Origin of the sequence: Alcanivorax profundi (assembly GCF_003597125.1) — a bacterium.
Taxonomy (GTDB): Bacteria; Pseudomonadota; Gammaproteobacteria; order Pseudomonadales; family Alcanivoracaceae; genus Alcanivorax; species Alcanivorax profundi.
Genome location: NZ_QYYA01000001.1, coordinates 772,923 through 794,017, shown reverse-complemented (window position 1 = coordinate 794,017; position 21,095 = coordinate 772,923). Strand labels below are relative to the sequence as shown.

22 protein-coding genes and 1 tRNA gene are annotated in these 21,095 nt (G+C 58.4%); 13 read left to right on the top strand and 10 right to left on the bottom strand.

Annotated features, from left to right (window positions below):
• Positions 1-138 precede the first annotated feature (138 nt).
• From D4A39_RS03740 to D4A39_RS03730, 3 genes are read left to right on the top strand one after another with little or no spacing between them, the layout of a single operon-like run.
• Entirely contained in the window at positions 139-1,812 is a 1,674-nt protein-coding gene (locus D4A39_RS03740) for a carbon starvation CstA family protein (protein WP_022984082.1), read from the top strand.
• A complete protein-coding gene (locus D4A39_RS03735) occupies positions 1,812-2,081 on the top strand; it encodes a cory-CC-star protein (protein ID WP_022984081.1) in 270 nt (89 codons plus the stop codon). Before D4A39_RS03740 ends, D4A39_RS03735 begins: the two co-directional genes overlap by 1 nt.
• A complete protein-coding gene (locus D4A39_RS03730) occupies positions 2,081-3,091 on the top strand; it encodes an ArsA family ATPase (protein ID WP_022984080.1) in 1,011 nt (336 codons plus the stop codon). The genes D4A39_RS03735 and D4A39_RS03730 overlap by 1 nt, the downstream gene beginning before the upstream one ends.
• Positions 3,092-3,174: 83 nt before the next feature.
• On the opposite strand, the gene D4A39_RS03725 is transcribed toward D4A39_RS03730, so the two are convergent.
• Both D4A39_RS03725 and D4A39_RS03720 read right to left on the bottom strand, forming a co-directional pair.
• Positions 3,175-3,262: transfer RNA gene (locus D4A39_RS03725), tRNA-Ser, on the bottom strand.
• 106 nt (positions 3,263-3,368) lie between these two features.
• Positions 3,369-4,037 (bottom strand): hypothetical protein, encoded by a 669-nt coding sequence (locus D4A39_RS03720; protein WP_147393877.1) that lies wholly within the window; start codon positions 4,035-4,037, stop codon positions 3,369-3,371.
• Between the two features lie 218 nt (positions 4,038-4,255).
• Between D4A39_RS03720 and D4A39_RS03715 the strand changes: the two genes are divergently transcribed.
• The 5 genes from D4A39_RS03715 (at position 4,256) to D4A39_RS03695 (ending at position 6,929) form a co-directional block, all read left to right on the top strand.
• Positions 4,256-4,939, top strand: coding sequence for a Bax inhibitor-1/YccA family protein (locus D4A39_RS03715; RefSeq protein ID WP_119917514.1), 684 nt, complete (start codon positions 4,256-4,258; stop codon positions 4,937-4,939).
• Positions 4,939-5,310 carry a sulfurtransferase complex subunit TusD gene (gene tusD / locus D4A39_RS03710; RefSeq protein WP_102792225.1) on the top strand — a complete coding sequence of 124 codons (372 nt, stop codon included), beginning with the start codon at positions 4,939-4,941 and terminating at the stop codon, positions 5,308-5,310. The genes D4A39_RS03715 and tusD overlap by 1 nt, the downstream gene beginning before the upstream one ends.
• Positions 5,303-5,605 carry a hypothetical protein gene (locus tag D4A39_RS03705; protein ID WP_147393876.1) on the top strand — a complete coding sequence of 101 codons (303 nt, stop codon included), beginning with the start codon at positions 5,303-5,305 and terminating at the stop codon, positions 5,603-5,605. The genes tusD and D4A39_RS03705 overlap by 8 nt, the downstream gene beginning before the upstream one ends.
• Before the next feature lies 1 nt (position 5,606).
• Entirely contained in the window at positions 5,607-5,861 is a 255-nt protein-coding gene (locus D4A39_RS03700) for a hypothetical protein (RefSeq protein ID WP_119917512.1), read from the top strand.
• A gap of 69 nt (positions 5,862-5,930) precedes the next feature.
• Positions 5,931-6,929 carry a glycosyl transferase family protein gene (locus D4A39_RS03695; protein WP_119917511.1) on the top strand — a complete coding sequence of 333 codons (999 nt, stop codon included), beginning with the start codon at positions 5,931-5,933 and terminating at the stop codon, positions 6,927-6,929.
• A 123-nt stretch (positions 6,930-7,052) separates the two neighbouring features.
• On the opposite strand, the gene cysG is transcribed toward D4A39_RS03695, so the two are convergent.
• From cysG to D4A39_RS03665, 6 genes are all read right to left on the bottom strand, one after another.
• Positions 7,053-8,447 (bottom strand): siroheme synthase CysG, encoded by a 1,395-nt coding sequence (cysG, locus tag D4A39_RS03690; RefSeq protein WP_119917510.1) that lies wholly within the window; start codon positions 8,445-8,447, stop codon positions 7,053-7,055.
• Positions 8,448-8,483: 36 nt separating this feature from the next.
• Positions 8,484-9,776: a serine--tRNA ligase gene (serS, locus tag D4A39_RS03685; protein ID WP_119917509.1), complete on the bottom strand. Its 1,293-nt coding sequence runs from the start codon at positions 9,774-9,776 to the stop codon at positions 8,484-8,486.
• A 76-nt stretch (positions 9,777-9,852) separates the two neighbouring features.
• Positions 9,853-10,245 (bottom strand): fluoride efflux transporter FluC, encoded by a 393-nt coding sequence (locus D4A39_RS03680; RefSeq protein WP_119917508.1) that lies wholly within the window; start codon positions 10,243-10,245, stop codon positions 9,853-9,855.
• Entirely contained in the window at positions 10,238-11,572 is a 1,335-nt protein-coding gene (locus D4A39_RS03675) for a replication-associated recombination protein A (protein ID WP_119917507.1), read from the bottom strand. Before D4A39_RS03675 ends, D4A39_RS03680 begins: the two co-directional genes overlap by 8 nt.
• Positions 11,569-12,180, bottom strand: coding sequence for an outer membrane lipoprotein periplasmic chaperone LolA (gene lolA / locus D4A39_RS03670; RefSeq protein WP_022984069.1), 612 nt, complete (start codon positions 12,178-12,180; stop codon positions 11,569-11,571). Before lolA ends, D4A39_RS03675 begins: the two co-directional genes overlap by 4 nt.
• Positions 12,181-12,209: 29 nt before the next feature.
• On the bottom strand, positions 12,210-14,525 hold the full coding sequence (locus D4A39_RS03665; protein WP_119917506.1) for a DNA translocase FtsK: 2,316 nt from the start codon (positions 14,523-14,525) through the stop codon (positions 12,210-12,212).
• A gap of 315 nt (positions 14,526-14,840) precedes the next feature.
• Between D4A39_RS03665 and trxB the strand changes: the two genes are divergently transcribed.
• From trxB to infA, 4 genes are all read left to right on the top strand, one after another.
• The gene (trxB, locus tag D4A39_RS03660) at positions 14,841-15,788 is read left to right on the top strand and encodes a thioredoxin-disulfide reductase (RefSeq protein WP_022984066.1); all 948 of its coding nucleotides are present in this window, start codon (positions 14,841-14,843) and stop codon (positions 15,786-15,788) included.
• 30 nt (positions 15,789-15,818) lie between these two features.
• Positions 15,819-16,532, top strand: coding sequence for a leucyl/phenylalanyl-tRNA--protein transferase (gene aat / locus D4A39_RS03655; RefSeq protein ID WP_119917505.1), 714 nt, complete (start codon positions 15,819-15,821; stop codon positions 16,530-16,532).
• 82 nt (positions 16,533-16,614) lie between these two features.
• Positions 16,615-17,331 (top strand): arginyltransferase, encoded by a 717-nt coding sequence (locus tag D4A39_RS03650; protein WP_119917504.1) that lies wholly within the window; start codon positions 16,615-16,617, stop codon positions 17,329-17,331.
• A 111-nt stretch (positions 17,332-17,442) separates the two neighbouring features.
• Positions 17,443-17,661 (top strand): translation initiation factor IF-1, encoded by a 219-nt coding sequence (gene infA, locus D4A39_RS03645; protein ID WP_022984063.1) that lies wholly within the window; start codon positions 17,443-17,445, stop codon positions 17,659-17,661.
• A gap of 131 nt (positions 17,662-17,792) precedes the next feature.
• Here infA and clpA read toward each other — a convergent pair whose 3' ends face one another.
• Both clpA and clpS read right to left on the bottom strand, forming a co-directional pair.
• Positions 17,793-20,057, bottom strand: a complete 2,265-nt coding sequence (gene clpA, locus D4A39_RS03640; RefSeq protein WP_119917503.1) for an ATP-dependent Clp protease ATP-binding subunit ClpA — start codon at positions 20,055-20,057, stop codon at positions 17,793-17,795.
• 29 nt (positions 20,058-20,086) lie between these two features.
• On the bottom strand, positions 20,087-20,473 hold the full coding sequence (clpS, locus tag D4A39_RS03635; protein WP_022984061.1) for an ATP-dependent Clp protease adapter ClpS: 387 nt from the start codon (positions 20,471-20,473) through the stop codon (positions 20,087-20,089).
• Between the two features lie 316 nt (positions 20,474-20,789).
• Here clpS and D4A39_RS03630 point away from each other — a divergent pair, with 316 nt between their 5' ends.
• Positions 20,790-21,038: a cold-shock protein gene (locus D4A39_RS03630; RefSeq protein ID WP_022984060.1), complete on the top strand. Its 249-nt coding sequence runs from the start codon at positions 20,790-20,792 to the stop codon at positions 21,036-21,038.
• Positions 21,039-21,095 lie beyond the last annotated feature (57 nt).

Here is a 21,095-nt window from a genome sequence, read left to right as displayed (position 1 = left end):
CCGTTAACACTGCATTATCCGTGTCAATTGCCCATGCTGCTGTATATTAGCCTTTGGTCGCGTTGACCGAAGAGATCAAAAACACAACCATGGATAGGCTGCGACAACCGCCACACCGCTAACAAGGAAAAGGCACTCATGAGCGCTATCGTTCTTCTCCTGCTGGGGCTGGGAGGTATGGCCGCCGGCTACCTATTCTACTCCCGCTTTATTGCCGACCGCATCTACCGGCTAGACCCCAATTACCGCACTCCAGCCCATGAATACGAAGATGGCGTGGATTTTGTGCCGACCAATCGCTATGTCCTTTGGGGCCACCACTTCACCTCGGTTGCCGGTGCTGCCCCCATCGTCGGCCCAGCCATTGCCGTTATATGGGGCTGGCTCCCTGCGTTCATCTGGGTCGTCTTTGGTACCATTTTCTTTGCAGGCGTCCATGACAGTGGCGCCTTGTGGGCCAGTGTCCGAAACCGGGCCAAATCCGTTGGTGCTCTCACTGGCGAAGTGGTCGGTCGCCGGGCCCGTACCGTGTTCATGATCGTGATCTTCCTGGTACTGCTGATGGTCAATGCCGTGTTCGGCGTGGTCATCGCCAAACTGTTGATCAACAACCCCGGAGCGGTCGTTCCCGTCTGGGGAGCCATCGCGGTGGCATTGGTCATTGGTCAGCTCATCTATCGGCGGATCATCGGTCTTGGGGTCGTATCGGTAGTCGGGGTCATCGCCCTTTACAGCCTGATTTATGTGGGCCCGAAAGTCCCCATCGCCCTGCCAGAACAGGTCATGGGGCTGTCTGCCAGCGCCAGCTGGATCCTGCTGCTGTTTGCGTATGCAGCCATTGCTTCGCTGCTGCCTGTGTGGATGCTGCTGCAGCCCCGTGACTACATCAATGGGCTGCAACTGTTTGTCGGCCTGATCCTGCTGTATGGCGCGGTACTGATCGGTAACCCCACTGTTGTCGCCCCCATGATCAATGACAATGTGCCCGCCGGCACGCCGTCACTACTGCCATTACTCTTCGTCACTATTGCCTGCGGCGCGATTTCCGGCTTCCACGGGCTGGTTGCCTCCGGAACCAGCTCCAAGCAGCTGAACAAGGAAACCGATGCCCGTTTCGTGGGGTATTTTGGCGCCGTGGGGGAAGGCTCTCTTGCTCTCGCCGCCATCATTGCTGCCACGGCCGGTTTTGCCACCCTGGCGGACTGGGAAGCCGTTTACACGGCGTTCGGGAAAGGCAGCCTGACCGCCTTTGTTGATGGTGGTGCCACGATCCTTGCGGGTGGCACCGGCATGGATGTGGGCGTTGCTGCCACCTTGCTTACCGTGATGGCGGCCCTGTTTGCTGGCACCACCATGGATACCGGCTTGCGTCTGCAACGCTATATTTTCCAGGAATGGGGTGAAATCTATCACCAGAAATGGCTGACACGCCCGTTACCCGCCACCCTGCTGGCCGTGGCGAGCTGCCTGCTGCTGGCCTTTGGTGCGGGCGGTGCCGACGGTAGTGGCGGCCTGCTCATCTGGCCCCTGTTTGGCACCACCAACCAGTTACTCGCCGGCCTGACGCTGTTGGTGATTACCATCATGCTGGTCCGCCGGGGGCGACCTGCCATTTATACCCTCGCCCCGCTGGTGTTCCTGCTGGTGATGACCCTGTTCGCCCTGCTTATTCAGCTCAAAAGCTTCTACGATAAACAGGATTGGTTCCTGCTGGGGTTGGACGTGGTGGTACTGGTTGCGGCACTGCTGGTTACACTGGAGTGCGCTGCCGCACTTAAAAAAGCCTTTCGTGAACCGGTGGAACAAGCCTGATGGGTAACCGCATTCTGGGCGCACTACGCCGACTCAGTGAGCTCGGCACCCTGTATTACAATGCGCCCTATCGCGCCGCCATTGCCCGCGCCAAACGGGATGAGGAAGACCTGTTCATGCTGCTGGTCTTTTCCGAAATGATGGGTATTCCCAATCCCGCAGCGTGGAGCACCCTTGAGCTGCAGCCACTGCTGATGGACCGCTTTCATCAGTGGCACACCCGCATGGGTATGGAGCGTTCCCCGCTTGACCACTTTCGATGTTGTTGATGCCTGACATGCTGGACATTGATGCCCTGCTCAACCACAAGCGCCTGTTGATGGTTGGTGGCAAAGGCGGGGTCGGCAAAACCACCACGGCTGCGGCACTGGCCTGTCGGGCGGCCAGTGCCGGGCGCAAGGTGCTGTTGGTTTCCACCGATCCGGCCCACAGCCTCGGCGATGCTTTCGATCGGGAGATCGGCAATCAGACCCGTTGTCTTGCCGCCAATCTGTATGCCCTTGAGCTTGACCCCGACGAAGAGGTCGACCGTTACCTGGAGAAGGTCAGCGCCCAAATGCGACGGTTTGCTGGTCCGGACCAGTTCAGGGAACTGGAGCGTCAGCTGCGCTTGAGTCGACAGTCGCCGGGAGCCCAGGAAGCGGCCCTGCTTGAGCGGCTGTCACAAATCATTGATGACGCCCCCAACGAATATGATCTAGTCATCTTTGATACTGCGCCCACAGGCCATACCCTGCGTCTGTTGAGCCTGCCAGAAGTCATGGCTGCCTGGACCAGCGGCCTGCTCAAGCACAATCACAAGGCGCGAGAGTTGGGCAAGGTGCTGGATCATCTCGGCCCCGGCAAAGATCTGGATAGCCCCATGCAGGAACCACTGGAACATGGCCGGCAGGATCTGGATCCGCGCAGCCAGGAAGTCGCCGACACACTGATGGTGCGCCAGCGCCTGTTTCACCGCGCCCGCCGTCGCCTGTCCGATGCACAAACCACAGCCTTCCTGTTCGTACTGACGCCGGAAAAATTACCGATTCTTGAGACCTGCCGGGCAGTCAGAAGCCTGACGGATGCGGGTATCCCGGTTGCCGGGGCGGTGATCAACCGGGTGCTGCCAGAACAGGCAGAGGGCAGTTTCTTTGCTGCGCGACTGACCCGGCAACGCCGTCACCTTGACGACATCGCCCGGCAGCTTGCCACGTTACCCACTATGTCAGTCCCTCTGCAGGAAGACGACGTTCAAGGGGTTGAAGCGCTCACCGCGTTCGCATCACTGATCCGCTGACAACGGACGCAGCAAACTCAAGAAAAACACAGACAAACAAAAAGGGCTCGCAATCAATGCGAGCCCTTTTTGTTATAGCGATATGGCGGAGGGGGTGGGATTTGAACCCACGGACGGTCTCCCGTCGCCGGTTTTCAAGACCGGTGCATTCGGCCACTCTGCCACCCCTCCGAACTGGCCAGCAATAATACATGAGCGCGTTAGCCAGTCAACGACCACGGGCTGCCGCGCAAGGCGTTTGCTGGAATGTTGATCAATTCCCGAGCCTGATACCCGATCAGTACTGTCTGAAGATGCGTTGCTTGGCAGACCGGTACTGGCTCTCATCGATAGCACCAGCCATGTGCAACCGGCGATGCTCCGCCATTTCTGCAGCCAATCGCACCTTACCCTGGGGCAATTGCTGCCAGGCGTGCTCACAACGACGGCTCAGGGCTTTGACCATTTTCAGCAAGGCTTCACGCTCACGGCGATATACGGTGACACGAAACACCGGTACCTCGCCATGGCGGGTTTCGAACTGCCATTCGTCACGCCATTTCTTCACCACAGCCGCAAACAGTCCAGCCGTGACACCGGCTGTTACCAATGCGACCAGCCCCCAGCCGGCCATCGTGGCAACTGCAGTGATGGCCGCGCCCATAACAGCACCCAGCAACCAACCCACCGGACGATGACGGCACTGACGCGGCACGGGGTTGATAAATGCCAGATTAAAGTCATGGCAGGTCTCATGGCGCCCTCTTAGCTGCCGCGCTTCGAGAAAACGCTCATTGAAGAGAGAAAGGCTGTGCCCGCCCCCGGCAACCCCTTTGCGGCTGAAAAGCGGGCGGTACTGGCGCTCGCGAGGCCCGGGCACCGCAATGAGTACGCCATGCTCATCGCTGCGACGCACATCCTTTAGCGCTATTTCCTGTTCTGTGGGCTCAAGGCTGAGTGATTGCACGATAATCCCCCTATGTCACTACCCTTAACGCCCCAGATGGTAGTCAAAACCCGCACCGCTCCTTGCGATGGGAGTCACAAAGCCGTCATGGCCCATTGATTACGCACCAAAAGGGTGAACTACGCATAAAAACAATGAGTTACCGTTCACGGAAACCCTTGATTTTGGCCCCCGTGGCCTTATCATCACAGGGACAATTACCAAGGATGAGATCCCTTATGAACAATCAGCCCAATCCCTATTCCGCTCCCCACCAGCAGGGCATGGCCGTCACCGGCGAGCGTGCGGCCCAGGTTCTGAAAAACACCTACATGCTGCTGGGTTTGTCCCTGGTTGTCGCTACTGGCGCGTCCTGGTTTGCCATGGCCAGCAACATCGGTTTTGTGAATGTGTGGCTTACCATCGGTGTGTATTTCGCACTGCTGTTTGCCACCAACATGTTGCGTAACAGCGCCTGGGGCATCCTGGCCGTATTCGGCCTGACCGGCTGGCTCGGTTTCACCACCGGCCCGATCATCAACATGTACGCCCAGGTTCCCGGCGGCATGGAGATCGTGACCATGGCACTGGGCGGTACCGCCTTTATTTTTGTCGCCATGTCCGCGATTGCGCTGTTCACCCGCAAGGACTTCAGCTTCCTGACCAACTTCATCATGATTGGTATTCTGGTGGCCTTCGCAGCGAGCATTGCCAATATCTTCTTTGCCATTCCGGCCCTGAGCCTGGCGGTGTCAGCCGCGTTCGTGCTGCTATCTTCCCTGCTGATCATGTGGCAGACCAGCGCCATCATTCACGGTGGTGAAACCAACTACATCCTCGCTACCGTGACCCTGTTCGTGTCCATCTACAACCTGTTCATGTCCTTGCTGCAGATCCTCACGGCCCTTAGCGGCGACGATTGATGCAGTTTGCCATCCTGGTCAATGCGGCGGCGGATTCCCCCGCCGCCTTGACCGCCCTGCTCTCCTGCAAAGCGCTTCACGCCCACCCGGATCACCAGCTTTACCGTCTGTTTTTCTATTCCGATGGCATTCATCTTTGCCACCGCCATGCCTGGCGGGGTGATGGCGACAATGCCAATGCGGCACAGCAATGGCAGCAATGGGTCCAGGAAAGCGGTATCCATGCCGAAGTTTGCGTCGGCGCAGCCCAGCGCCGCGGCATTGTGGCCGGTGACACAGGACACACTTTGGCCGACGGCTTCAGTCTGGTCGGGTTGGGGCAATGGGCCGATGCGATGATCAATGCACAGCGGGTACTTCAGTTTGGCTAGCCACCTCTACATTGCCACGGCAAATGCGCCGCTCAGTGACCGCTTTCAGGAAATGCTGGACATGCTGATGACCGGCGCCGCCTTTGGCTTGCCCACAGCGCTGTGGCTCACCAATGACTGCGTGAGCGTGCTTAACGCCCTGCCAGCCAACGACAGTCTGCTCCAGCTGGCCGATTTTGGGGTCCGCTGTGTGGTGTCAGACAGCGCTAGCACCGGGGCACTCCAGGCAGAGGCGCTCAATGGCGATGAACTGCGGGAGCTGCGCACCGGCTGCCAGCAGGTTCTGGTGTTCTGACATGTTGCATCTGATCGGACTCAAACCCGGCGATCGGGCCGGTATTGATAGCTTCCTTGCGCTATATCAGCCTGATGATATTTGCGTCTTCACCGACGCGGGACTACTGCTTGCCTCTGCCCTGCCGCTGGAAGGCCTGGCTTACCTGCTCGCGCACCCGCAGATGAGCGCCCCAGGAAGCCATCTCGAGCACATTGACCACACCACACTGCTGGATCTGGTGGCGACACACGGCCCCTGTACCAGCTGGTACTGATTTGTAGATATCACGCCCCTGGCAAGCCCGCGTACCACCGTGCTGCGAGCGGCGTGTTGCGAGGTTTGAATGACAGAACATGCCTTCGCGGAATATGTCCGCACTCTGGGGCGCGGAAAGCGTGCCCGCCGAAGCCTGACCCGGGAAGAAGCCCGCAATGCCATGCAGATGATTCTGGATGGCGAGGTCGAAGACGTGCAGCTTGGCGCCTTTCTGATGCTGTTACGGGTCAAGGAAGAAACCCCGGATGAACTGGCGGGATTTCTGGATGCCTGCCGGGGCCTGTGTGATGAGACACTGCAGGACTTTCCTGCCGTTCAGCTGGACTGGCCCAGTTACGCGGGCAAGAAGAAGCACCATCCGTGGTATTTGCTCGCCACCGTATTGTTGGCAGATCAGGGTATTCGCACGCTGCTGCACGGTGGCCCGGCGCACACCCCCAATCGAGTCTATACCGACGAGTTGCTGCCGGCCCTGGGGCTTAAGGTGGCGACCACCGTGGGCGAGGCCAGTGATCATCTGGCCCGGCAGGGCCTGGCGTATCTGCCCATCGAACAGTTCTGCGCCCCACTCTCTTATCTGCTTACCCTGCGTTTCTATCTTGGCCTGCGTTCGCCCATCAACACCCTGGCACGCAGTCTCAACCCGGCACGGGCCCCGCTATCCATGCAGAGCGTCTTCCATCCCGCCTACATCGCGCTGCATCAGGGCGCGGCAGAGCTCTGTGGCGATCGTGATCTGCTGCTCTTCAAGGGCGAAGGCGGTGAACTGGAGATCCGCCCGGATGCCCGCACCGCCATCACCGGCATCCGCCACGGCAAGCCGCTGGACGACGCCATACTGGACAATGTCCTCCCCCGCACCACTCCGCCCGGCACCCCCGATGCAGACATGCTCAAGAAAGTCTGGCGTGGCGAAGCACAGGATGAATACGGCGAAAATGCAGTCATCCAAACGGTCGCCGTGGCCCTCTGGGGCCTGGATAAAGCCGAAAACCTGGAAGAAGCACAGCAGCAAGCCCGGGCGTTATGGCAAAACCGGGACACCCGGAGAGCAATGAAGAGTTAATAACTCGCGGTTAGATTTTTCTGTTCTTCAACGCAAGAGGCCGCGCACAAGTCACGGGCGCGGCCTCTTGCGTTTACAGCAATAACGTCGTTGCTCGCGCAACTATTCATTATTGACTGTTAACTATTCACTGCTCTTTTTGAACCACCCAAACTTCGGATGCAAACTCACCACACTGCCAACAATGATTAACGTGGGCGCATGAATCTCCCGGCCCTCGATATCATCAGGCAGGGTCTCCAGGGTACCGGTGATCACTTCCTGCAGATTGGTGGTGCCCCGGGAGACAAGCGCAATCGGGGTGTCGCCTTTGCGGCCATGGGCCATCAATTGATCACAGATCTGCCGTAACCCGACCAGCCCCATATAGAACACCACGGTTTCCGTTTCACTGACCAGGTGCTCCCAATCCAGGGTGACGGTACCGTCTTTGCGGTGGCCGGTAACAAACCTGACAGACTGGGCATGATCACGATGGGTCAGTGGAATACCGCCGTAGGCGGCACAGCCGCTGGCGGCGGTGATACCCGGCACCACTTGAAACTCGATGCCCTCCTGGACAATCAGATCAATTTCTTCCCCGCCACGGCCAAAGATAAATGGGTCACCGCCCTTGAGGCGGCAGACCTTCTTGCCCTGTTTGGCGTAGTGCACCAACAACTCGTTGATGTTGTCCTGCGGCAAGGCGTGTTTGTCGCGGGCCTTACCCACATAGACCATTTCCGCATCCCGGCGGGCAAGGTCCACAATACCCTTGCCTACCAAGCGGTCGTATAGGACCACATCCGCTTTCTGTAGCAAACGTAGCGCCCGGAAGGTCAGCAGGTCCGGATCTCCCGGCCCCGCGCCCACCAGATAGACTTCACCCCGGCTCAGCCTTTCAGGATCGGCCTCGGCAATCGCCTCACTGAGCATGGCCTCCGCTTCGGAGTCTTTGCCGGCCAGGACCTTTTCCACAATCGGGCTGTCCAGTGCCTGCTCCCAGAACAGACGGCGGGCGCCCACGTTATTGAGTTTGTCCTTCAAGGGCTGCCGGAACCGTGCCATCAGGTCGGCCAGTCGGCCCCAGCGGGCCGGCAGACTGGATTCAATCTGGCTGCGCAGCTTGCGCGCCAGTACCGGGGACGCACCGGAAGAGCTGATACTGATCAGCACCGGTGAACGGTCGACAATAGCCGGGAAGATAAAATCGCCCAGGGAGGGATCGTCCACCACGTTAACAGGCAGCCCCTTGTCCCCCGCCAGCCGAGCCACCTCGGCATTGATGGCCTTGTTGTCGGTGGCGCAGATCACCAACGACACAGACTGAAGATCGCTTTCCTCGAAGGCTCGCTCACGCAGCGAGCCCTGGCTTTCTGCCACAATCTGGCGCAGCTCGGCGCACACATCAGGAGCAACGACATCAACAAGAGCACCAGAACGGTGCAAAAGGCGGCCTTTACGCAAGGCCACTTCACCGCCACCGACCAACAGGGCACGCTTGCCCTGCAGTCGCCAGCTAATGGGTAGGAATTCCATGATTGCTCCCTGGGGGTTCAAACAGGCGGGAGCGTATTACTGCAGCCGCTCCAACCCTCTCATATAGGGGCGCAATGCCTCCGGCACCGTGACCGATCCATCCGCATTCTGGTAGTTCTCAAGAATGGCTACCAGTGTACGCCCTACTGCCAGACCCGACCCATTCAAAGTATGTACCAGTTCTGGCTTGCCGGTTTCCGGATTCCGCCAGCGGGCCTGCATGCGACGCGCCTGGTAGTCGCGGAAGTTGGAGCAGGAAGAGATCTCGCGGTATTTCTGCTGGCTGGGCAGCCACACTTCCAGGTCATAGGTTTTGGTGGAGGAAAAGCCCAGATCCCCGCCACACAAGATCACCACGCGGTAAGGCAGCCCCAGTTTCTGGAGAATCGCTTCTGCGTGGCCGGTCAACTGCTCCAGCGCCGCATCGGACTCGTCTGGCCGAACCATTTGTACCAGCTCCACTTTTTCGAACTGGTGCTGGCGAATCAGGCCACGCGTATCCTTGCCGTGACTGCCTGCCTCGGAACGAAAACAGGGGGTATGGCAGGTATACCGGCGCGGCAGGCTGTCGGCTTCAAGAATCTCGTCTGCCACCAGATTGGTGACAGGCACCTCGGCGGTGGGTATCAGATACAACTCTCGCTCGCCTTCCATCTTGAACAGGTCTTCGGCAAATTTCGGTAATTGGCCCGTTCCCCGCAGGGCTTCAGGGCCCACCAGATAAGGTACATAGACCTCTTCATAGCCGTGTTCGCTGCTATGAATGTCCAGCATGAAATCCACCAGCGCACGATGCAGGCGGGCCACCGCACCGCTCATCACCGCAAAACGGGCGCCAGAGAGTTTACTGGCACTATCGAAATCCAGCGCTCCGCTGGTCAGACCCTCACCAATATCCACGTGGTCACGGGCTTCAAAGTCCAGCACTCTGGGTTCGCCCCAGGTGCGCACTTCCACGTTGTCTTCTTCGTCGTTACCTTCCGGCACCGCTTCCTGGGGCACATTGGGTACCCCCATCAGGAATTCACTGATCTCGTCGTGAATCGCCTTGGCATTGGCCACTTCCTGGTCCAGTTCTGCATCCAGGGTCTTGAGGGTTTCTGCCACCTTGGCCTTGGCTTCATCCACATTCATGCCGGACTGGATCAGCTGCCCGATTTGCTTGGAGGCTTTCTTGCGTTCGGCCTGCAGATCCTGGGAACGTACGTCTGCCTGTTTACGGCGCGCATCCAGTTCGGCAAACGCTGCCAGGTCCAGGCTGTAGCCTCGCTTGGCCAGTGCAGCCTTGATCGCTTCACCGTCCTGCCGCAGGGCACGAATATCCAGCATGTGTTTCTACTCCAGTTTCAAATCATTCAAATAGACAACAGTGTGTCGCACAGAGACGACGCGTCTCGGTAAACCGTTATTCCCAGATCATGCGACCAAGCATCAAGCCGGTCACACCCAGCGCCAGGCAAATGCTTACGGAGGCAAACGCATAGCCCGCCGCCAGCCCCCAGGCTTTGATTTCGAGCATTCGCACCAACTCGAAAGAAAAGGTCGAAAAGGTAGTCAGCGCGCCCAGCATGCCGGTCATGATCGCCAAACGCAGCGCTTCACTGGTGGTCAGGCTGGCCAAGGCTACGGTCAGCAGCCCGAACAGGAAACTGCCAACCAGGTTCACACTGAATGTGGCCCATGGCCACGCGGGCATGGCGGGGACACCCATCCACAGGGTTGTCGCAAACCGCAGACACGCACCCGTTGCACCCCCTGCTGCCACGGCCAACCATGGTACTGCGCCCACATCAGTCATCCAGCTCTCCGTAGCGTTGCCAGTCGCTGTCAGCATTGCGCTGGCGCAGTCGCTGCAGCTTGTCTGCCACCTTGATCTCCAGTCCGCGATTGACCGGCTGGTAGAGCCGGGTATGACGCAAGCTGGAGGGGAAATAGTTTTCGCCGTCCACGAACGCATCGGGGAAATCGTGGGCGTAATGATACTCTGCCCCGAAGCCTTCGTCCTTCATCAACTGGGTCGGTGCGTTGCGCAAATGCAGCGGTACCTCATCTGTGGGCTTTTCCCGTACCAGTGCGCGAGCCTGATTGTAGGCGTTATAGACTGCGTTGCTTTTCGGGGCCACGGCCAGATAGGCCACAGCCTGGGCAATCGCCAACTCCCCTTCCGGGCTGCCCAGCCGCTCCTGCACATCCCAGGCTTGCAGGCACAGGGTCAGTGCTCGCGGGTCAGCATTGCCAATGTCTTCACTGGCCATACGCACCACCCGGCGGGCAATGTACAAGGGGTCACAACCGGCGTCCAGCATACGGGCGAACCAGTAAAGTGCTGCGTCGGGATCAGAGCCTCGCACAGATTTATGCAAGGCACTGATCTGATCGTAGAAAAGGTCTCCACCCTTGTCGAAGCGGCGCACGGCATCGCGCAGCACTTCGCTCATCAGGTCAGCATCGATACGCGGGGCGTCACCATCCGCCAGATCCGCCGCCACTTCCAGCATGTTCAACAAGCGTCGGGCATCACCATCGGCGTAATTGAGCAGCAGCTCGGCGGCGTCCGCGTCGACGGTCATGCCATTGAGACGCGGTTCATCAAGCGCGCGTTGCAACAGGCCTCGCAGATCCTCCGCCGCAAGTGACCGCAACCGGTATACCCGTGCCCGGGACAGCAAGGCATTGTTCAGCTCAAACGACGGGTTCTCGGTGGTCGCACCAATAAAGGTAATCGTGCCCTCCTCCACATGGGGAAGGAACGCATCCTGCTGCGCCTTGTTAAACCGGTGCACCTCGTCTACAAACAGGACGGTACGTCGCCCCTGGGCCAGTCGTATCTGGGCTTGCTCGACGGCGGCCCGGATATCTTTGACGCCAGAGAGTACGGCAGAGAGCGTGATAAACGCCGCGTCCACGGCCTGGGAAAGAATCAGCGCCAGAGTGGTTTTGCCCGTGCCAGGCGGGCCCCACAGGATCATGGAGTGAAGCTGGCCGCGCTCCAGTGCCTGGCGCAGGGGTTTGCCGGGGCCGACAAGGTGCTGCTGCCCTACATAGTCATCCAGACTGTTGGGGCGCAAGCGAGCCGCCAAAGGCTGCGCCTGCTGGGCATTGTCGGCGGCAAACAGATCGTTCATTGCTGCTGGATGACGTCAGTACCTTCCGGTGGCGTGAAGTGGAACAGTGAAGCATCAATGCCACTGTTTACCTTCAGATCACGGAAGTCGATGACGGTTTGCTGGCCAAGCGCATCCTGAAGCCGCATGGACATGGGCTGTTCGCCACGGAAGGTCACGTCAAGCTGGTCGAAAAGCGGGTCATCCCCTTTGGGAGTCAGGCGGTATGTCACTTGCGCGCCATTTCGGTCACGCTCGCTGATGCTGAACGCCTCGGCCACCTGGCTTGGCTGTCCGCCAAACAGCAGGGCCGGGGTCTGCCCGAGATCCTGGCTCAGGGGGCGCACCACGACCTGTTCCAGGTCTTCATCGTAGACCCACACGGTCTTGCCATCCGATACCGCCAGCTGGGAAAACGGGCTCGTGGTGGACCAGTAAAACTGATTGCCCCGCGCCACCTGGAAACGCCCTTCTGCCTGCTGCATGTGGGTGCCGCCCTTGTCGAGCACGGTTTGCTCAAAATCGCCCTTTAACGACTGCAGTTTCTGCAAGCGGGACAGTAATTCGTCGGTGGCGCCAGCCCAGGCCAAAGCCGGAAACAGCAGTGCGACCATCAGTAGTGTACGCATCAAGACTCCTTAGTCGGGACAGATCACGGTTAAACCGGCGGCGGCGCGATTACCTCACGCTGGCCGTTATGCCCCGCTTCGCTGACTACCCCGGCCATCTCCATGGCTTCCACCAAACGGGCGGCACGGTTGTAGCCAATTTTCAGTTTTCGCTGCACAGAGGAAATGGATGCCCGGCGTGACTGCGTCACGTAGGCAACCGCTTCGTCGTACAACGGATCATTTTCATCATCACCGTCACCGCCGGCGCCTTCCATGCCGGGCATCGGTGCATTGAGATCCGAGCCACCATCGAGAATTTCTTCCAGGTAGTTAGGCTCGCCGCGCTTGCGCCAATCGTCACAAACCCGGTGGACCTCTTCATCTGAGACAAAGGCACCGTGAACACGTTCCGGAACACTCTTGCCCCCCGGCAAATAAAGCATGTCACCATGACCCAGCAGCTGTTCTGCCCCGCCCTGATCCAGCACGGTTCGGGAATCAATCTTGGACGACACCTGGAAGCCGATACGTGAGGGCACGTTTGCCTTGATCAAACCGGTGATCACATCCACCGAGGGACGCTGGGTTGCGAGAATCAGATGAATACCGGCGGCCCGCGCTTTCTGGGCAATCCGCGCGATCAGCTCTTCCACCTTTTTGCCCACAATCATCATCATGTCGGCAAATTCATCGATGACGATGACGATATAGGGCAGGTGCTCGGCAAGGGGCGCTTCTTCCTCAAGATTCATCGGGTCTTCAGGCTTCCACAGCGGGTCCTTGATCGGTTCACCCTTCTTCTTCGCCTCATCGACCTTGCGGTTATAGCCGGAGATGTTACGCACCCCCATGGCGGCCATCAGCCGGTAGCGACGCTCCATTTCACCGACACCCCAGCGCAAGGCGCCGGCGGCTTCTTTCATATCGGTTACAACCGGGGTCAACAAATGGGGGATGCCGTCATAGACCGCCAGTTCCAGCATCTTGGGGTCGATGAGAATCATGCGAACATCGTCTGGGCCGGATTTGAACAGCATGGACAGCAGCATGGCGTTCACACCCACGGATTTACCGGAACCGGTGGTCCCCGCCACCAGAAGGTGTGGCATCTTGGCCAGATCCCCCATGACCGGGTTGCCCGCAATATCCTTGCCGAGCGCCATGGTCAGCGGCGATGAGGACTGGTCGAACATCTGGGTGCCCACCACTTCGGTGAAACGGATCATTTCCCGTTGTTCGTTGGGAATCTCGATCCCCACCGTGGTCTTGCCCGGGATGACTTCCACGACCCGAACACTGATCACCGCCAATGAGCGCGCCAGATCCTTGGCCAGATTGGTAATTTTGGAAACCTTGATTCCTGCTGCTGGCTGAATTTCAAAACGGGTGATCACAGGGCCCGGCTGAACCGCCACCACCTCGGCCTCAATGTTGAAATCCTTGAGCTTGATCTCCAGCAGGCGGGACATGCCTTCGAGGGCTTCCTCAGAATACCCGCCCTTGGACTCTTCCACCGGATCCAGCAGTTCCAGCGGCGGAATTTCGCCACTGACCTCAGTGGTGAACAGTTTCTGCTGTTTTTCCTTCTGTACCCGCTCACTCTTTTGCACCGGAGCCGCGGGCTTGGCAATTTTGGGGGGCGTACGGGTTTCGGCTTTTTTCTTGGCCTCGCTGATCACTTTAGCCCGTTTTTCATGGGCCACTTTCTTCTGCCGCTGCTCCTCCTGTTTGCGCTTGCGCGCCTGCCACCAGGCAGGGACTTTCTCAACCGCTCCCAGCACCAGCGCTCCCAGCCCTTCTGCCAGGGCGATCCAGGACAGATCGGTAAAGATGGTCACCCCGATCAGGAACAATGCGACCATGATCAGCGTACCGCCAAGGGGATTGAAGCCATCCAGGGCGGCCGCACCCACTTCATGGCCAAGGATGCCGCCAGCACCTTCCGGCAAGCTGTCGCCCATGCTGAAGTGCATGTAAGACAGAGCGGTACCGGCCAGCATGGTCAAAATAAAGCCCACCAGACGGAGGCTGAACAGCGGCCAGCTACCGGGCAGCCCGGCATGACGTTCACGCAGCACCTTGGCAGCCCAGAATCCCACCAATACCGGGAACAGGTAGGCCATGTAGCCAAACAAGCCAAGCAGCAGGTCGGCACTGAACGCACCAGCACGGCCCGCCGCATTACGCACGGCATCCACATGCCCCACATACGACCAGCCCGGATCGCGGCTGTCGAAGCTGATCAACGCCAGCAGCAGGTACATGGACAGAGCGATCAATGCGATCACCATGCCCTCGACCAGCCCGCGCTTGAGATGACGGGAAAACCCGGACTCTCCTTGCCCGGCAGCGGTTTTGCTCACGCCTTACCCCTTTAACAAAATCCATGACATTGAACAGATAAAAATCCGTATTAAAAAATGCCGATAACAAATTGAAATTATTGCGATTGTAGTCAATCCACCGTGGGGCGGCCAGCATTGCTGTGTGCCTGCCGGGCCAGCCTGCGGGATTATTGCACAAAACCGCACCCTAACCCGGTTCATTGATCCTTTCTATCACAGCGACAGGCTTCACGCGTGCCCTGTTTTACGGTAGTTTTCACGCCTTGATTATGCAGGCTGAAGGCCCCATGAAAGGTCTCTCGTCCTGCTTACCCCCTATTACTGGAGTTTTCCATGAGCGACGTGCAGCACCATCGCCTGATTATCCTTGGTTCCGGCCCTGCGGGTTACACCGCCGCCGTTTACGCCGCCCGAGCCAATCTCAAGCCGGTGGTGATTACCGGGATTCAGCCTGGCGGCCAGCTCACTACCACCACCGAAGTGGACAACTGGCCTGGTGACGTTGAAGGTCTTCAGGGGCCTGACCTGATGGTGCGCATGCAGCAGCATGCTGAGCGCTTTGACACCGAGATGGTGTACGACCACATCAACGAAGTGGAGTTGCAGAGCCGTCCCTTCACGCTCAAGGGCGACAGCGGCACCTACACCTGTGATGCCCTGATTATCGCCACCGGTGCCTCCGCCATGTATCTGGGTCTGGCGTCAGAGGAAGCGTTCATGGGCAAGGGCGTCTCCGCCTGCGCCACCTGTGACGGTTTCTTCTACAAGGGCCAGCGTGTCGCCGTTATCGGTGGCGGCAATACCGCTGTGGAAGAAGCACTGTATCTCTCGCATATCGCAGAGCATGTCACCCTGGTCCACCGTCGTGACAGCCTGCGCGCCGAGAAGATCCTGCAAGACAAGCTGCTGGCAAAAGACAATATCTCTGTAGAGTGGGATCACACACTCGAAGAGGTGCTGGGCGATGACAGCGGTGTCACCGGCATGCGCATCAAGTCCACCAAAGGTGAAGGCAGCAAGGACATCGAACTGCAGGGTGTCTTCATTGCCATTGGTCACAAGCCGAACACTGATATCTTCGAAGGCCAGCTGAACATGAAAGACGGCTACCTGAAGATTCAGAGCGGCACCGAAGGCAATGCCACCCAGACCAGCATTGAAGGCGTGTTTGCCGCTGGCGATGTGGCCGACCACATCTACCGTCAGGCCGTCACCTCTGCCGGCTCTGGCTGTATGGCCGCGCTGGATGCGGAACGCTATCTGGACAACCTGAAGGGCTGAAACGCCCTTCAGGTGATCGGTTAGCCTGTCATGGTGCCATGGCTGGAACCGGGAAGTCCTTTCCCGGATACCCGTGACGCCCTCACCGACCCCGACGGCCTGCTGGCCGCCGGGGCGGATCTGAGCTCCTCCACACTTATTCGTGCCTACTCCCGGGGTATCTTCCCCTGGTACGATGCCGATCATCAGCCCATTCTTTGGTGGTCCCCTGCCCCGCGCTGCATTTTCTTTCCTGACGACATCCACATCAGTCGCAGCCTGCAACGTCATCTGCGCAACAGCGAGTTTTCGGTGACTCTCGATCGCGCCTTTGAACGCGTCATGCGGCTGTGTGCCCAACCCAGATCAGATGGTCATGGCACCTGGATCAGTGATGACATGATCGAGGCGTATGTGGGGCTGCACCGTCAGGGCTATGCCCACAGCCTGGAGATCTGGCAGGACGGCGACATTGCCGGCGCCATCTACGGCATCAAGCTGGGACAGGTGTTTTTTGGCGAATCCATGGTCTCTCCTCGCCGTAACGGCTCCAAGATGGCCTTGGCCGCCCTCAAAAAGCTCGCTCCAGCGCTGGATATCACCCTGATCGACGCCCAAGTGGAGAATCCCCACTTGCTGAGCATGGGGGCAAGGCTGCTGGAAAGACCGCAATTTGAAGCCCTCTTGTCAGAGCGAATCACAGCCACACCGGGCCCGGAACAGTGGCCAGCAACAGAATGGGCAGGCTTACCCGCACAGCCTTAAGCCCGACCAGTGGCACTCTGTGGACCCCCAGCTCAGCGACGCTATCTAGCCTGGCCCCCTCGTTTCTCGCTACACTGACCCCATGACAGACCTTTCCACCCTGCGCTTCTTCCGGACGCCGGCACATTCATGCAGCTACCTGGAAGATCGACAGGCCTCGACCCTGTTTGTGGACCCCCAGGCCACTCTGTCACCGGAACTCTACAGCGAACTGAGCCTTCTGGGGTTCCGCCGTAGCGGGGATTACCTGTACCGTCCCCATTGCGATCAGTGCAGTGCCTGCATTCCGGCTCGGGTGCGGGTATCGGATTTTCAGCCCAAACGCCGCCATCGTCGGATTCGCAAGGTCAATGATGACCTGGTCGTCAACCGTGAGCCTGCCCGGTTTACCCGTGAGCTCTATTCTCTCTACGCGGACTACATCAACCAGCGTCATGGCGATGGCGACATGTACCCCCCGTCCGAGGAACAGTTCACCAACTTTCTGACCTGCGACTGGGCCGATACCCAGTTCCACTGTTTCCGCCAGGCCGGCAAACTCCGGGCCGTTGCGGTAACCGACCAGCTGGAAGACGGTCTCTCTGCCGTCTATACCTTCTTCGACCCCCATCTGCCTGAACGTAGCCTTGGCGTCATGGCTCTGCTGTGGCAAATCGAACAATGCCGCCGGCTACAACTCCCATACCTGTATCTCGGTTACTGGATTCACCAGTGCCAGAAGATGAGTTACAAGAGCCAGTACCAGCCGCTGGAGATACTGCGTAGCGGCGCCTGGAAGGACCTTCCGGACAAAGATTGATCAGCTTTCCCGTCCATTCGCCCTTGCCGTTAATCCGGTTTTGCAGCCGGCCCGCTTTTGCGGCACAATTGCGCCCTCGCTCAATAGCCGGTAACCCAAGGTATTCGTTGGATGGCGAAAGAAGAACAGATTGAACTCGAAGGTGTAATCGTTGAAACCCTGCCCAACACGATGTTTCGTGTGAAGCTGGACAACGGTCATGTGATCACTGCCCATATCTCCGGGAAGATGCGCAAATTCTATATCCGCATCCTCACCGGCGACCGCGTCAAGGTGGAAATGTCCCCCTACGACCTGACCAAGGGTCGTATCACCTTCCGCATGAAATAAAACGGGCAGCTGCACGCAACAAGCCTCACGCTGCACGCAGAAACCCAAAAAATACCCCCGCCTCCTACGAGCCGGGGGTATTTTTGTTTCTGCCTTAGCTGTCAACTATCAACCGTTAACTGTCAACTGAGCTACGCGGGCTCCGCCTCCGCCGCTTTCACCGTGAGAGCAAGCTTGCCGTCCTGTTCAGTGACGTCCACCTGCCCGCCCTGCTCGGCCAGCTCGCCAAACAGCAGTTTCTCGGCCAATGGTTTCTTGAGCTGCTCCTGGATCAGGCGAGCCATGGGGCGAGCCCCCATATCCTTGTCGTAGCCCTTGTCGGCCAGCCAGCTGCGGGCGGCGGCATCCACATTGAGCACCACGCCTTTTTCATCCAGCTGAGCCTGGAGTTCGACCAGGAACTTGTCGACCACCCCCAGAATGACCTCCGTCGTCAGCGACGCAAACTGCACGATGCCATCCAGACGGTTACGGAATTCCGGGGTGAACGCCTTCTTCAGCACCTCCATGCCATCGGTGCTCTGATCCTGCTCGGTGAACCCGATGGAGCGCTTGTTCAACACCTCGGCACCCGCATTGGTGGTCATGATCAGAATCACGTTACGGAAATCCGCCTTGCGGCCGTTGTTATCCGTCAGGGTGGCGTTATCCATCACCTGCAGCAGAATGTTGAAAACCTCGGGGTGCGCCTTTTCGATTTCATCGAGCAACAGCACGCAATGGGGAGTCTTGGTGATCGCCTCGGTGAGCAAACCACCCTGGTCGTAGCCTACATAGCCCGGGGGCGCCCCGATCAAACGGCTGACCGTGTGACGCTCCATGTACTCGGACATATCAAAGCGTACCAGCTCAACCCCCAGGGCCCGTGCCAGCTGACGGCTGACTTCGGTTTTGCCCACCCCGGTGGGCCCGGCAAACATGAAGCTGCCGATGGGTTTATTCTCGCCTTTAAGCCCCGCCCGGGACAGTTTGATGGCCGCAGAAATAGTATTGATGGCTTCATCCTGCCCGAACACCGTCATCTTAAGGTCGCGCTCGAGATTGCGGAGCAACTCCTTGTCTGAAGACGATACCTGTTTGGGCGGAATGCGGGCGATCTTGGCAACCATGTCTTCCACATCGATTTCATCGATGGTGCTCTTGCGCTGATCCTCAGGGCGAAGACGCTGCCAGGCACCGACCTCATCAATCACGTCAATAGCCTTGTCAGGCAGGTAGCGGTCATTGATATAGCGGGCGCTCAGCTCCGCTGCGGCTTTGAGTGAGGCATCGCTGTAGGTCACATCATGGTGCTTCTCAAACCGTGACTTCAGTCCCTTGAGAATACCGATAGTGTCTTCCACCGACGGCTCAACCACATCAATTTTCTGGAAACGGCGAGACAAGGCCCGGTCCTTCTCGAACACACCACGGTATTCCTGGAATGTGGTAGAGCCCATGCACTTCAGCTCACCATTGGCCAGCAATGGCTTGAGCAGGTTCGAGGCGTCCATCACTCCGCCGGACGCCGCACCGGCGCCAATAATCGTGTGAATTTCGTCAATAAAGAGAATGGAATTGGGCTCTTTTTTCAGCTCGGCCAACAGGGATTTCAGGCGCTTCTCGAAATCACCGCGGTACTTGGTTCCCGCCAGCAGAGCACCAAGATCCAGAGAATAGACAGTGGCATCGAGCAACGGCTCCGGTACCTGCTCCTCCACGATCATCCGCGCCAAGCCTTCAGCGATCGCGGTCTTGCCGACCCCGGGCTCACCCACCAGCAGCGGGTTGTTCTTGCGGCGACGGCAGAGAATCTGCGCTGCACGCTCAATCTCGAATGCACGGCCCACCAGCGGGTCAATACGGTCCTCACGAGCCAGTACATTCAGGTTGGTCGCATAGTTCTCCAGCGCGCTGGCCTGTGACGGCTCTTCCGCCGTGTCGTTTTCCTGGGCCGCTTCGATAGAGGGATCAGCGTCCTCGACCTGGGAAATGCCGTGGGCAATGAAGTTAACTACGTCCAGACGGTGAATATCCTGACAGTTGAGGAAGTAAACGGCCTGGCTTTCCTGCTCGTTGAAAATGGCGACCAGTACATTGGCGCCAGTGACTTCCTTCTTGCCGGAAGACTGGACACTGAACACCGCCCGCTGCAGTACACGCTGAAAGCCCAGCGTCGGCTGGGTATCACGATCCGGATCACCTTCCGGCAACAAGGGGGTGGAATCTTCAATAAACTGGCTTAACGCATCACGCAATTCATCCAGGTCCGCGCCACAGGCGCGCAGCACCTCAACGGCGGCCTCGTTATCCAGCAGTGCCAGCAGCAGGTGTTCTACCGTCATGAACTCATGACGATGACTGCGCGCATGGCGAAACGCCTCGTTTAGCGTCATTTCCAGTTCTTTGCTGAGCATAAGGCTACCTCACTACCGGGCTCGCGTTGTCAGGCCTTTTCCACCTGGCACATCAGCGGATGCTGATTTTCGCGGGCGTATTCAACCACCTGGGTGGCTTTGGTTTCGGCGATATCCTGCGGGTACAACCCGCACACCGCCTTCCCTTCCGTATGCACCGTTAACATGACCCGGGTGGCCTGTTCACGGTTCATACTGAAGAAGTCCTCAAGTACTTCGACCACAAAATCCATGGGGGTGTAGTCATCATTAAGCATCAACACCTTGTACATGGACGGCGGCTTGAGTTTCGGTCTGGCCTCTTCAACGGCCAGATCCCCATGGCGATCAGGATCTGCCGGATTGTCTGCGGGGCCTGCGGAGATCCCCACCTGACCCTCTGGATTCTCCCTCTGCCACCACTGCTGCAAAATCATAAGCCTCTTAACCGTTGTAACCCTGCTGGCACCAACAGGCAATATTGAAATGATGGGCGGTCATGCTTTTTTCAATCCCCAGAGCCATCACATGACCACAAAAGTTCATGGGGTTGACACCCTGCGACACATGTTTAAAAGTTGCACAATGCTGCAGCCCTGATGTAACGGGGATCAGCGCCGCCAAGATAGCGACGTGCTAAAGAACGCCGGGGCACCGCACAACATGCAGTGTACCGTGCTGTCAGCGGCTAATAAAAAGAAACGTTAGAGCATACAAAAGCTCTTGGCCATTGGAGAGGTAGAGGGAAGGACCATGGCAACGGGAAGGGTTAAGTGGTTTAACAATGCAAAAGGGTACGGCTTCGTTCGTCCGGATGAAGGCGGAGAAGATCTGTTTGTTCACTATTCCTATATCCAGATGGAGGGCTACAAGAGCCTGAAGGCTGGCCAACCAGTTGAATACGAAGTACAACCCGCAAACAAGGGCTTTCATGCTGTCAATCTTCGCGCCAGTGGTGATGCGATTAATGACGCCTCAAATGAGGGGGAAGACACAGAGTAAGCCAGGGTGCAGCATCCTCATCGGCTACAGCCAGACAATGACAAACAAAAATGCCGG

Coding starts and splice junctions, on each gene's coding strand:
- D4A39_RS03695 (WP_119917511.1), top strand. CDS start 5,931: ATGACAGAACATGCCTTCGCGGAATATGTCCGCACTCTGGGGCGCGGA.
- cysG (WP_119917510.1), bottom strand. CDS start 8,447: ATGGAATTCCTACCCATTAGCTGGCGACTGCAGGGCAAGCGTGCCCTG.
- D4A39_RS03735 (WP_022984081.1), top strand. CDS start 1,812: ATGGGTAACCGCATTCTGGGCGCACTACGCCGACTCAGTGAGCTCGGC.
- D4A39_RS03700 (WP_119917512.1), top strand. CDS start 5,607: ATGTTGCATCTGATCGGACTCAAACCCGGCGATCGGGCCGGTATTGAT.
- lolA (WP_022984069.1), bottom strand. CDS start 12,180: ATGCGTACACTACTGATGGTCGCACTGCTGTTTCCGGCTTTGGCCTGG.
- tusD (WP_102792225.1), top strand. CDS start 4,939: ATGCAGTTTGCCATCCTGGTCAATGCGGCGGCGGATTCCCCCGCCGCC.
- trxB (WP_022984066.1), top strand. CDS start 14,841: ATGAGCGACGTGCAGCACCATCGCCTGATTATCCTTGGTTCCGGCCCT.
- D4A39_RS03680 (WP_119917508.1), bottom strand. CDS start 10,245: ATGACTGATGTGGGCGCAGTACCATGGTTGGCCGTGGCAGCAGGGGGT.
- D4A39_RS03675 (WP_119917507.1), bottom strand. CDS start 11,572: ATGAACGATCTGTTTGCCGCCGACAATGCCCAGCAGGCGCAGCCTTTG.
- clpS (WP_022984061.1), bottom strand. CDS start 20,473: ATGATTTTGCAGCAGTGGTGGCAGAGGGAGAATCCAGAGGGTCAGGTG.
- D4A39_RS03740 (WP_022984082.1), top strand. CDS start 139: ATGAGCGCTATCGTTCTTCTCCTGCTGGGGCTGGGAGGTATGGCCGCC.
- serS (WP_119917509.1), bottom strand. CDS start 9,776: ATGCTGGATATTCGTGCCCTGCGGCAGGACGGTGAAGCGATCAAGGCT.
- aat (WP_119917505.1), top strand. CDS start 15,819: ATGGTGCCATGGCTGGAACCGGGAAGTCCTTTCCCGGATACCCGTGAC.
- D4A39_RS03715 (WP_119917514.1), top strand. CDS start 4,256: ATGAACAATCAGCCCAATCCCTATTCCGCTCCCCACCAGCAGGGCATG.
- clpA (WP_119917503.1), bottom strand. CDS start 20,057: ATGCTCAGCAAAGAACTGGAAATGACGCTAAACGAGGCGTTTCGCCAT.
- D4A39_RS03730 (WP_022984080.1), top strand. CDS start 2,081: ATGCCTGACATGCTGGACATTGATGCCCTGCTCAACCACAAGCGCCTG.
- D4A39_RS03650 (WP_119917504.1), top strand. CDS start 16,615: ATGACAGACCTTTCCACCCTGCGCTTCTTCCGGACGCCGGCACATTCA.
- D4A39_RS03630 (WP_022984060.1), top strand. CDS start 20,790: ATGGCAACGGGAAGGGTTAAGTGGTTTAACAATGCAAAAGGGTACGGC.
- infA (WP_022984063.1), top strand. CDS start 17,443: ATGGCGAAAGAAGAACAGATTGAACTCGAAGGTGTAATCGTTGAAACC.